Origin of the sequence: Enterococcus sp. B2E4 (assembly GCF_030499455.1) — a bacterium.
GTDB classification, from domain to species: domain Bacteria; phylum Bacillota; class Bacilli; order Lactobacillales; family Enterococcaceae; genus Enterococcus_D; species Enterococcus_D casseliflavus.
On sequence record NZ_JAUKPK010000005.1, the window covers coordinates 1 to 12,310 of the forward strand.

At 44.5% G+C, this 12,310-nt stretch carries 9 protein-coding genes and 1 other annotated feature; of the genes, 6 read left to right on the forward strand and 3 right to left on the reverse strand.

All coding sequences use genetic code 11. The annotated features are described in order from the left end of the window. Positions 1-264: 264 nt before the first annotated feature. The 4 genes from Q1X33_RS04020 (at position 265) to Q1X33_RS04035 (ending at position 5,532) form a co-directional block, all read left to right on the forward strand. The gene (locus Q1X33_RS04020) at positions 265-954 is read left to right on the forward strand and encodes a response regulator transcription factor (protein ID WP_008376963.1); all 690 of its coding nucleotides are present in this window, start codon (positions 265-267) and stop codon (positions 952-954) included. Continuing rightward, complete coding sequence (locus tag Q1X33_RS04025; protein WP_005226244.1) at positions 944-2,152, forward strand: cell wall metabolism sensor histidine kinase WalK; 1,209 nt, start codon at positions 944-946, stop codon at positions 2,150-2,152. The genes Q1X33_RS04020 and Q1X33_RS04025 overlap by 11 nt, the downstream gene beginning before the upstream one ends. Positions 2,153-2,182: 30 nt before the next feature. Then, positions 2,183-2,386 (forward strand) — a binding site (T-box leader). A gap of 57 nt (positions 2,387-2,443) precedes the next feature. Next, the gene (gene serS, locus Q1X33_RS04030; protein WP_005226245.1) at positions 2,444-3,721 is read left to right on the forward strand and encodes a serine--tRNA ligase; all 1,278 of its coding nucleotides are present in this window, start codon (positions 2,444-2,446) and stop codon (positions 3,719-3,721) included. Positions 3,722-4,011: 290 nt separating this feature from the next. Then, on the forward strand, positions 4,012-5,532 hold the full coding sequence (locus Q1X33_RS04035; RefSeq protein ID WP_270788413.1) for a polysaccharide deacetylase family protein: 1,521 nt from the start codon (positions 4,012-4,014) through the stop codon (positions 5,530-5,532). A gap of 71 nt (positions 5,533-5,603) precedes the next feature. On the opposite strand, the gene Q1X33_RS04040 is transcribed toward Q1X33_RS04035, so the two are convergent. After that, the gene (locus tag Q1X33_RS04040) at positions 5,604-6,230 is read right to left on the reverse strand and encodes a TetR/AcrR family transcriptional regulator (RefSeq protein WP_005226247.1); all 627 of its coding nucleotides are present in this window, start codon (positions 6,228-6,230) and stop codon (positions 5,604-5,606) included. Between the two features lie 85 nt (positions 6,231-6,315). Here Q1X33_RS04040 and Q1X33_RS04045 point away from each other — a divergent pair, with 85 nt between their 5' ends. Next, the gene (locus Q1X33_RS04045) at positions 6,316-7,017 is read left to right on the forward strand and encodes an ABC transporter ATP-binding protein (protein WP_010748457.1); all 702 of its coding nucleotides are present in this window, start codon (positions 6,316-6,318) and stop codon (positions 7,015-7,017) included. A gap of 9 nt (positions 7,018-7,026) precedes the next feature. Next, complete coding sequence (locus tag Q1X33_RS04050; protein WP_005226249.1) at positions 7,027-9,732, forward strand: ABC transporter permease; 2,706 nt, start codon at positions 7,027-7,029, stop codon at positions 9,730-9,732. A 157-nt stretch (positions 9,733-9,889) separates the two neighbouring features. Here Q1X33_RS04050 and guaB read toward each other — a convergent pair whose 3' ends face one another. Then, positions 9,890-11,374: an IMP dehydrogenase gene (guaB, locus tag Q1X33_RS04055; RefSeq protein WP_005226250.1), complete on the reverse strand. Its 1,485-nt coding sequence runs from the start codon at positions 11,372-11,374 to the stop codon at positions 9,890-9,892. Positions 11,375-11,576: 202 nt separating this feature from the next. Further along, positions 11,577-12,269, reverse strand: coding sequence for a DUF1129 domain-containing protein (locus tag Q1X33_RS04060; protein ID WP_005226251.1), 693 nt, complete (start codon positions 12,267-12,269; stop codon positions 11,577-11,579). Between the last annotated feature and the right edge of the window lie 41 nt (positions 12,270-12,310).

A 12,310-nucleotide genomic window follows, 5' to 3' on the forward strand; every position in this document is an offset into this window, starting at 1 on the left:
GACTTGTGCTATTCGTCAACCATAAAATGATTGATAGACCAACGTTTCTAGTTACTCCGTTTCCAAAGATGATTTGTGATTTTTAGTCCGTGATTTCCGCCTTTTTTAAGGACTTTTTCCGTTATTATTAGCCTATCGTTCGTCTTTTTCCTTTTTGTGTTTTCTTAATTCCTATCATTCTTATAAATTTAAGTATGATTTTATCTATTTTGTGGAATATTTGCTAAAATGGAGAAAAGAATATTGTTCCTAGGAGGACCCAGTATGAAAATACTTGTAGCAGATGATGACAAAGAGATCGTAGAACTATTAAGCATTTACTTACACAATGAAGGCTATGAATCGGTCAAAGCATACGATGGAAAAGAAGCACTGACCAAGATTCGCACCACTTCTGATATCGAGCTATTGATCTTAGATATCATGATGCCTGAAATGGACGGCATGCAAGTCGTCAAAGAATTGAGAAAAGAATCCCAAATCCCCATTATTATGTTGACCGCTAAAACAACCGATATGGATAAGATTCGTGGATTGGTCGCCGGTGCTGATGATTATGTCACCAAACCTTTCAATCCATTAGAAGTCATGGCACGGGTAAAATCGTTATTGAGAAGAACCAAGATGCAGGCTGCTTCAAATCAACCAGAGATTCTGGAAGTAAGCTCCCTTATCATCAACCGCGATTCCCATGAAGTAAAAACCGTGGATGGCAATGAGATCCAATTGACCGCATTAGAATTTGGCATCCTCTACTTACTAGCATCGCATCCGAACCGTGTCTTTAGCGCCGATGAGATTTTTGAACGAGTTTGGAAACAAGAAAGTGTCGTTTCTGCCAAAACTGTGATGGTCCATGTCAGTCACTTACGAGATAAGATCGAAGAAGCCACGGATGGTGAAAAAGTCATCCAAACAGTATGGGGGGTCGGCTACAAAATAGATGCGAAGTAAACCAACTGAAAAAAAGCGCAACACACCAATCGAAAAAAAGAAACGGATCACGTTGACCTCAAAGGAAATCAGTGAGTTATTTGCGGAAGGAATTGTAACGATTGTTCTTTTACTTCTATTAAATGTCGCTATTTTGGTCATCTTGACCTCAATACGAGAAAACTCACCGGTTTTAGTCGAAGCGATCTATGAATCGAAGAATGCGTTCACGGCTGCCTTTAATACAGATATTTTTCGCAGTGGTCGCAACTTCATTCTACCGATGTTCTTCCTATTAGATGTGATCGTCTTATATTGGCGTTTGATTCGTCGTTACCATCAAATGCAGCTACGTCACATTATCAGCGAGCTGCACTTTATCGCAGAAGGCAACTACGATCATCGCATCCCCTTCGAGTTACGGGGCGATTTAAGTCGGATCGTTTCTAATATCAATGGCTTAGTCGACAGTACGGTGGCGGCGATCGAAGATGAACGGCGGATCGAGCAATCCAAAGATGAGTTGATCACCAATGTCAGTCATGACATTCGGACACCATTGACTTCGATCATCGGCTACTTAGGTCTAATTGAAGACCGGCAATACCATTCGGAAGAAGAATTGCTGAAATATACTCATACGGCGTATGTCAAAGCCAAACAAATGAAATCCCTCGTCGATGATTTGTTTGAATACACGAAAGTGCGTCAGCCTAGCGTGCCCATTAATGTGATGGAATTTGATATGGCCCAGCTGGTTGAACAATTGGCGGCGGACTTTGAATTAGAAGCTAGCCGAAAAGGCATCAAGATCGAAACCTACACCCGTCCAGAACATATCGAAATGGATGGCGATACTGAAAAACTGGTGCGAGTTTTCAACAACCTGCTGTCAAATGCCTTGAAATACGGCAAAGGCGCCGATAAGATCCGCATGGAAGTCGAGAAAGTCGGAACCGAAGCGATCTTAACCGTCAAAAACAATGGGCAGATGATCCCTAAGCAAGCCCTTGATTCTCTATTCGACCGTTTCTACCGAGTGGAAGAATCCCGCTCTCAAGAAACAGGAGGAACTGGCTTAGGTCTAGCGATCGCTCAAAGCATCGTCGCCTTACATGGAGGCTATATCTATGCCAAATCAACGCCAGAATGGACGTCCTTTATTATTCATCTCCCGTTGAAGCGCAACAATTTGTCCAACACACAAACCTATGGTTGACGCCCCAACATTTTTTGGGTATGCTAAAGAAAATAATCAAGGCACAGAACCTAGTATATTTTTTTCATCTAGTAAAGAGAGCTGATGGTTGGTGAAAATCAGTGTTGGAAAAAATAGAATCCAGTTCTTTAACGTGTATTTTTCGAAAGAAAAATCGTTGGCTCACGATACGAGCAGCAAGGGCAGCGCAAGCTGAACTTGGGTGGCACCGCGAATGGTCATTTCGTCCCAAGCAACACGGGATCGGAATGGCCTTTTTTCTATGGAAAAATCAAAGGAGGATGTATCACTATGTTAGATGTAAAAATGATTCGCCAAAATTTTGCTGAAGTACAAAGCAAACTCGCAACACGAGGCGTGCAAAAAGAAGTATTGGACCGCTTTTTAACGCTTGACGAACGTCGCAGAGAACTCTTAGTCCAAACGGAAGAACGCAAGAAATTGCGCAACGATGTTTCTGGTGAGATCGCTGCCTTGAAACGGGCAAAAGAAGACGCGGCAGATAAAATTGCCCAAATGAAAGAAGTCGGCAGCCAAATCAAGCAATTGGATGAAGAGATCGCTCAAATTGATGAAGACATCAAACAGATCGCCACGACATTGCCGAATTTGCCAAATGATTCTGTTCCAGTGGGCAAGGATGAAGACGACAATGTAGAAATCCGCCGCTGGGCAGAACCAAAAGCCTTTGCCTTTGAACCAAAACCCCATTGGGAGATCGCTGAAGAGTTGGGGATCCTCGACTTTGAGCGGGGCGCCAAAGTTTCTGGCAGCCGCTTTGTTTACTACAAAGGCTTAGGTGCTCGTTTGGAACGTGCCTTATACAACTTCATGCTGGATCAGCATGTCTATGAGCATGGCTATACCGAGATGATCACCCCTTATATCGTCAATAGCCAAGCAATGTTTGGCACGGGGCAATTTCCAAAGTTCAAAGAAGATGTTTTCCAATTGGCAGACACGGATTTGACTTTGATTCCAACTGCTGAAGTACCTTTGACCAATTACTATCAAGGGGAGATCTTAGAACAAGAACAGCTCCCTGCCTACTTCACTGCCTTGAGCCCATCATTTCGTTCAGAAGCTGGCAGCGCTGGTCGTGATACCCGCGGCTTGATTCGTCTGCACCAATTCAATAAAGTTGAAATGGTGAAATTCAGTGATGCTGACCATTCTTATGAAGAATTAGAAAAGATGACGGCTAATGCCGAAGATATTTTGCAAAAACTCAACTTACCTTACCGAGTGCTTAGCTTGTGTACAGGAGATATGGGCTTTTCTGCGGCGAAGACCTATGATTTAGAGGTATGGATCCCTGCTCAGGAAATGTATCGTGAGATCAGCTCTTGCTCAAACTGTGAAGATTTCCAAGCACGCCGTGCCATGATCCGTTACCGCGATCAAGAGGGCAAGATTCACTACATGCATACACTAAATGGTTCTGGTCTGGCTGTCGGTCGGACAGTAGCCGCAGTGCTTGAAAATTATCAAAACGAAGACGGCAGTGTAACGGTACCAGAAGTTCTGGTTCCTTACATGGGCGGACTGACAAAAATCGAAAAAGCCTAAGCCTTAGCACCCTTAATTGCACCCCCTTCGTAACAGTCACTCCACGTGATCTGTTACGAAGGGGGTTTCTAGTTCACCTAATAGATAGTGGTTGCAAAAGACCCCCTAACGCCCTTGATCATTTCTTGCAAGAGAAACAACGCAACAAGGCTGTAATTTTTAAATGAATAATTAGAAAAATCCCTTCATCTTTTTAAGTCTCTATCAGAAACCGGGCATGATCGTTGAAAGTACCTGTGACTTATGGTAACGTGGGCATAATTTAGGATGGAATGAAGGGAGCTTCACCAATGCCCGAACGAAAGACCTATGCCCGTCGGAGTGACTTGCACAAGAAACCAAACAATAATCAAAAACGAACAGCGTCAGCTGAAGAAAGACCGAAAGGACCACCCTCGAGAAAGAAGCCGTATCGAAAAGCAATTTTTTCCTTATTCGCCTTATTATTGATCGTTTTGATCGCGACGGCTGGCTCAGTCCTTTACACGTTACACCAGCAAGAAGTCGCAGCCCAAGAAAAATATGAGGCGGCTGCGGAGAAATTACTGGCATCAATCCAAGCAGAACAAAGTCAAAATGGGTTAAAAACAACGCCTGAAGTGCTCTCCAAAGGCGCAACCAAAGAATTGATCTACCGCCCGCAAGACCTTGATACGTTTCCCATCAAAGATATCAAAGAACGGTTGACACAAGCCGCTGATCACTTGCGTAAAAAACAAACGAATAAAGAAGTCGTCACCGTTGCCCGCATCCAAGCACAAGCAGCGGCTTCAAAGGTGTCTACTTATTCATTGAAAGCCGACAGCTATGTGTGGAATCGAGAAACCGGACGTTTTGAAGATGCGGACAGCCTAACGGATGCACCGATCTTCGTATCAGAGAAGACGCAAACCGAATTGTCTTTGAAAGAACTGGTTCCTGATGAAGGCAGCTTATTAGGTATTCAACAAGTCATTCAGCAGAAACTGCTGGATCAAGCCAAAGAACCCGCCAAAATCATCGACGCCGTCTTGGCCATGGAGCGGATCACCTTCGATTCGAAATTTACTTACGATCCAGAGAAGCTGACCATCGAATTGCCAAAAAATCAGACGGGAGCGACGGAAATCACCCTGCCTTACAGCGAGATCGCCCCATTCATTGATCCTGATCTCGTGGCTGCTGACCAACTCAACAATGCCTTGCCAAGTTTAGACCCCAATAAAAAATACGTGGCATTGACCTTTGATGATGGACCTAACAGTACCTCCACCATGGATCTGTTGAACATCTTACAAGAAAATGATGTCAAAGCGACCTTCTTTATGCTGGGACAAATGGTAGAGCAATATCCGCAAGCTGCTAAAAAAGTCCAAGAAGCTGGACACGAGATCGCCAGTCATTCTTACTCTCATCCGCAGCTGAATACTCTTTCAGCGGAAGATTTGCAGGCAGAAGTCACAAAAACCAACAAAGCCATTTATAATGCGACGGGTTTACTACCTAGAAATTTACGGCCCCCTTATGGCGCTATCGACAAACAAAGCGCAGAAACCATTGGCATGCCGATCATTCAATGGGACATCGATTCTCAAGACTGGAAATTGAAGGATCCGAAGAAGATCAATGCCTTGGTGCAACAAAATGTCTTTAATGGTGCCATGATCTTGATCCATGATATTCACCCGAAATCTGTGAAAGCCGTACCGGGAGTCATTAAAATGCTCAAAAACGAAGGCTACGAATTCGTGACTGTCGATCAATTATTAGAAGCACGGCAAAAACCATTGCATCAATACTTTGGGATGAACGACGAGCGCCTCGTTGACTAAATAAAAAAAGGAACGCAGCAAATTGTCTCTTGCTGCGTTCCTTTTTGGTTATCGGATCGTTCCCTCTTTTTTTAGCCCTTCTTTTCCTCATACACATTGGTCACAAAAATTTGGATCAACAGTTCAGCGACAGCTTTTGGCGGCATCGTTGAGAAATCTTTGAGCCAGCGTTCGATCAACCCGATAGACCCGCAGACAAAAAAGCTAAGACACAGTTCCAATTCTTCCTCGGAAGCATCTTGAAAGTATTGGGCAAACCGTTTCAAGGTCTCCGGTTTGATCTCTGACAACAAAAGATTCAGCAAATGGCTGTTGTTTAACAAAATCAAATGGGTCGTACTAGGATTCTCATACAAAATCGTCAACAGCTTTTCCAACCAAAGATCCAATGACAAATTTTCCTGCTGCAAGTTCGATGCGATCTGCTCAACGAGCTCCCCTTCGATCTCCTCCAACAACGCGGCCGTATCCTTATAATATTTATAAAATGTTCCTCGGTTGATATCGGCTCGTTCCGCAATCTCTTTGATCGTGATTTTGCGGTACTCTTTTTCCAACAATAACTCCTGAAAGGCGCGTCGGATCACTTTTTTCGAGTAGATCGTTCGACGATTCCCCACAGTCCCCACCATATCGTTTCCCCTTTTCTCTGTACATTTGATCAATATTTGTCTATTTAATGACAAATACGTAAGCATTGAGGATTGCTCTTACTTTTCTTTCTTAGTATACTAACACCATGTGATTAAATCAACACGTGTTTAAAAAATGGAGGCTTTATTAATGAGTTATGTTGAAGTAAAGAATGAATATAAACGCTATCAGATGGGCGAAACCACCATCACTGCCAACAACGATCTTTCCTTTGCCATTGAAGAAGGCGAATTAGTGGTGATCCTTGGCCCCAGTGGTGCAGGAAAATCGACCGTTTTGAATATTTTAGGTGGGATGGATTCGCCAGATGAAGGACAAATCATTATCGACAATGTCGATATCGCGAAGTTTAACGACAAACAGCTGACGGAATACCGCCGCAAAGACGTCGGGTTCGTCTTCCAGTTTTATAATTTGGTGCCGAACCTGACAGCGAAAGAAAACATTGAATTGGCAACAGAAGTCTCACCGAATGCACTCGATCCTGATGAAGTCTTAGCACAAGTCGGGTTAGAAAACCGTAAAAACAACTTTCCTTCGCAGCTCTCTGGTGGGGAACAGCAGCGGGTATCGATCGCTCGGGCGTTAGCCAAAAACCCGAAATTGCTATTATGCGATGAACCAACCGGTGCGCTGGATTTTGAAACAGGCAAACAAGTGTTGAAGCTTTTGCAAAACGCCAGTCGGAAAAACGGCAATACGGTGTTGATCATTACCCATAACAGCGCCATTGCCCCGATCGCCGATCGGGTGATCCATATCAACGATGCCACCGTCCGTTCCATTGAAGAGAATCCTCATCCAATCTCGATCGATGAAATCGTTTGGTAGGAGGATCTGATGAAAAATAAAACCTATCTTAAAGCAAGTTTGCGGGAGATTCGCCAATCAAAAGGTCGCTTTATCGCAATCACCTTGATCATTTTTTTAGGAACGTTTCTCTTTGTCGGTGTCAAAGCGACGGGACCGATCCTGAATCATTCCGCGAGTGAATATGTCAACGGTCAGCATTTAGCAGATCTGCAAGTCACTTCCACGCTGGGATTGACGGAGGACGACATTGATGCGGCGGAAAAAAGCGGTGCGCACACAGAAGCCGCCTATCAATTTTATTACGCTGCCAATTCAGATGAAGTCGTGCAAGTGACCTCTTATGATCCCTCACAGGAACTCAACCAGCTACTGGTGAAGGACGGCCGACTGCCAGAAAAAGCCGATGAAATCGTGCTGGACACCGAAGCAAAAAATTATGGCTGGCAAATAGGGGATACTTTTACGATCGATGATGCCGATAATCTGTCGGACAAAGACTATACGATCGTTGGGTTCGCCACCTCTCCCATTTATATCAGTGCTGCCGAACGTGGCTATGCGAATGTCGGCAGCGGTGTCGTGACGTATTTTGCTTATGTGCCGGAAGAACAGTTCAAGATGGAGGTCAAATCGATCCTTTATCTCGCCTTTGATGATGTCGCAGGCCTTGAAACATACTCCGATGCGTACACCGACAAGATGGCAGCCCATCAAGAAACGATTGAGGAACTGTTTGCGGATCGCCCTAAAGAACGCTTAGCAGAAATTCAGCAAGATGCTTTTGATGAATTAGCGCCTGCAGAAAAAGAAGTCCGCGATGGACAAAAACAGTTAGCTGATGGACAAGCCCAACTGGATCAGGCCAAAGCGGAACTAGAACAACAGCAAGCCGCCCTGGCACAGCTGCCGCCCGTACAACAAGCAGCCCTCGAAGGCCAATTGACCGCTGGGGAAGAAGAATTGACACAGCAGCAAACCCAATTAGAGGAACAGCAACAAGAACTAACCGATGCCCAACAAACACTGGCAGAAAAACGTACAGAGATCGAAGACTTGGCAGAACCTACGTATCTTTACAACCAACGCAAAGATAACCCCGGTTTCCAAGAATATGGTGGGCTGTCTGATCGTATCGCAGCAATCGCCAATGTGTTCCCTGTCTTCTTCTTCTTTATCGCTGCGTTGATCACCTTTACGACACTGACGCGGATGGTAGAAGAAAACCGCAAAGAGATCGGGACCTTAAAAGCGATGGGCTATGGCAAAGTCGAGATCTCCCTTAAATATTTGATTTATGCCCTCCTGTCTTCGGCCATTGGCATTATCAGTGGTGCCGTATTAGGGACGGAACTGTTGCCGCGTTTGATTTATTTTCTATCCAGCGAACGGTATCTTTTAGACGGTATTCGCGTCTATTATGTCTGGTCGCCAATTATTTTGGCCGCGATCGCCTTTTTACTGGCGACGCTCGGTGCTTGCCTCTTTGTTTTGATCAAAGAATTGCGGGAAAAACCTGCCCAGCTACTGCAAGTTCGCGCGCCAAAACCTGGGAAACGGATTTTATTAGAGGCCATTACCCCCTTATGGTCACGTTTAAGCTTCAATCAAAAAGTCAGCTTCCGTAACATCTTCCGCTACAAATCGCGAATGATCATGGCAATCATTGGCATCGCCGGCTGTACGGGACTGATGGTGGCAGGCGTTGGGTTGAAAGATTCCTTAAGTGCTGTGACTGCGAAACAATTTGGGCCCATTACGGATTATCAAGCCGTCGTGACCTTAAATGATGCGAAGGAAGAAACCGTTGCTGCCGCTGAAACGGTTTTAACAGACGATCCTCTTGTGACCCATTCGATGCTAGTCTACAATGAAACGATCGAGATTCGACCAGCTAACCAAGGAAAACAAAGTTTGACCTTGATGGTTCCGGCAGATCAAGAAGCTTTTACCGACTATGTCCATTTGAAAACGACGGAAGGGCAGAAGCTGCCATTAACAGAAGGCGCCGTGCTGACTATGAAATACGCAGAATTGTATGATCTGCAGGTTGGCGATACATTGACCTTCTATACTAGCGATCAAGAAGCCTTTGAAGTACCTATCAGCGGCATCGCAGAAAACTATTTAGGCAATTCTCTGTATCTGTCACCGACTCTTTACGAAGAAATCACCGACAGTACCTTTGAACCGAATGCGTTCTTAGTCAAAAGCAAGACGATGACGAAAAAACAAGAGGAAGCTTTATCAACAGCCTTGTTAGATACCGACAAAGTCAAAAACACGACGTTCCTTTCCACTCAGATCAAAATGCAGGATGATTCGATGGGCAACTTGAACTCCATTGTCTTGATCTTAGTTGTACTATCAGGGGCATTAGCCTTTGTCGTCTTGTATAACTTGACCAACATCAATGTTTCCGAGCGGATTCGCGAGCTTTCTACTATTAAAGTATTAGGGTTTTACAATAAAGAAGTCACCATGTACATCGTACGGGAAAATATCGTTTTTACGTTATTTGGGATTCTCGCAGGTTACTTGGTAGGTTACTTCTTGACTGACTTTATTTTGATCCAAGCTTCGATGGAAAACATGGTCTTTCCATTAGTGATCAATTGGCCGGCCTATGCTTTAGCCGGCGGCATGACGATTCTCTTTACGATCATCGTGATGTACGTCACCCATGTGAAACTGACTCATGTCAACATGATCGATGCGTTGAAATCAAACGAATAAGCTGCTGCTAAAGCGATTTGCTGATCATCCAGCAGCGATTTTAAAGAAAAGGACGCCACTCTTGCCTATATAGCTGAGAGTGACGTCCTTTTTTGAACAAATAATCCCCTCTGTCCGCTTTTGAACAGAGGGGGCGTTGGTTTTCACGTGAAACATTTTATGATTTTACAGAGTAGTTTGGTGCTTCTTTCGTGATTTGAACATCGTGGGGATGTGATTCTTTTAGTCCGTTGCCGCTCATTTGGATGAATTGTGCTTCATCACGTAATTGCTGTAGATTGCCAGCACCGACATAACCCATCCCTGATTTCAACCCGCCGATCATTTGGAAGATGATATCAGAAACGCTGCCTTTATAAGCGACACGCCCTTCAATGCCTTCTGGAACCAATTTGTTGGCTTCGTTTACGCCACCTTGGAAGTAACGGTCGCTGGAGCCTTTTTCCATTGCCCCCAGTGAACCCATTCCGCGGTACGTTTTGAAGCGTCGGCCTTGGTAGATTTCAAATTCACCTGGTGATTCATCGGTTCCTGCCAACATGCTGCCTAGCATTACGGCATGTCCGCCAGCTGCTAAAGCTTTGACGATATCCCCAGAGTATTTGATCCCACCATCAGCAATGATTGCTTTTCCGTATTGACGTGCCACAGAGGCTGCATCATAGATCGCAGTCAATTGAGGAACTCCGACACCGGCTACCACCCGAGTAGTACAGATCGAACCTGGACCGATCCCGACTTTTACGACATCGACACCAGCATCATACAATGCTTTCGTGCCTTCTGCAGTGGCAACATTTCCCGCAATCAATGTCGCTTCTGGGAAATGGGCACGAATTTCAGAGATTTTGCGTAAAACACCGGCACTGTGTCCGTGGGCAGTATCAATAACGATCGCGTCCACGCCTGCATCCAATAATGCTTGTGCTCGCTCAAAGGTATCGCTGGTAACGCCGACTGCTGCTGCCACTAATAGGCGTCCATGCGTGTCTTTGGCTGCATTCGGGAATTCGATCACTTTTTCAATATCTTTGATAGTGATCAAACCGCTTAAGATCCCAGCTTCATCAACGATCGGTAATTTTTCGATCTTGTGTTGTTGTAAGATTTTTTCAGCGTCTTTCAACGACGTACCGACAGGTGCTGTGATCAATTGGTCTTTGGTCATCACATCATTGATCGGCATCGTATAATCCGTGACAAAACGCATGTCGCGGTTCGTGATGATACCGACTAATTTGCGGTTTTCCATCGTTTCTACGATCGGTACCCCGCTGATGCGGTACTTGCTCATCAAATGTTCTGCATCAGCAACTAAGTGGCTCGGTGTTAAGAAAAACGGATCGATGATCACGCCGCTTTCAGAACGTTTTACTTTGCGCACTTCGTCTGCTTGCGCTGCGATACTCATGTTTTTGTGAATTACACCAAGTCCGCCTTGACGCGCCATTGAGATCGCCATTTTACTATCAGTTACGGTATCCATACTGGCACTTATGATTGGAATATTTAGTGTAATATTCGGGGCAAGCTGCACTTTCATATCCACGTCATTTGGCAAGACGTGACTTTCTGCCGGAATCAATAAGACATCATCAAACGTTAACCCTTTTTTTACAAATTTGGTTTCCCAGTTGGACATTTTTGTAACCACTCCTTAAAGTTTTTAGGTATTTTAAAAAAAATAGCAAAGATTTTTTCATAAGTCAACCATTCGGAAAGCTTTCTTAATAATCCTCTTCAAACCTTTGGTCAAATCTCATAATTCGGCATTTTTTCTAAAAAAACACGCTGATCGTACGGTCTTTTTTAACAAAAGAAGGCGCACGATCAACGTGTAGCCATCAGCCTCTAGGAACAGACAGACTGCTGATGATATTGTATTTGCGTTTCAAGTAGTACTTCGCGGCTAATGCCACTGCCCCGATCAAGGCTTCGATCACAGGATCCACTTGTGGATTCAATGGTGGTTGGATCATCGCAGAAAGCGAGATCACAACGATCCATAGCATGAAGGCTGCGACTAAAATCAAAATGATCTTCCACATCTTCGGCCGTTTGCTCTTATCGGCACCTGGGCGTTCATATTGATACATGTATTTGTACATCAAGTAGAAGACCCAACCAGCAAGCATCGCCATCAAGAAGAGGGTCAATAAGCCATAAGGTTGTGCTTGACCTCTAGTAAAGATCCCCATGACCCCTAACATCAAGCCAAAGATCCCTAAAATCAGCAAGGTGTTATCCAACCACATCAAGAAGGGGCCGGATTCTTTTTGCTCAACGGGTTTGTTGATGATGGCTTCGGTGCGTTCAGACACTGTACCAAATAATTGGCGGGCTGTTTTGCCGCCTTTTTGTTCTTTGACTAAGACAGGCAGCATCTCATGCAAGGCAATCGTTTTTTCTTCTTCAGAAAGGTTGGCTGCCTCTAGCGATTTTTTTAAATCAAATATATATTGTTGGTTTCGTTTTGTTAATTGTTGTTCTAATTCACGATTTTCGGAAACATAATTTCGCAGAGTTTCTGGTTCCATGAATTGATTCTCCCTTCTGCGTTTTCTTCACAATGGACATT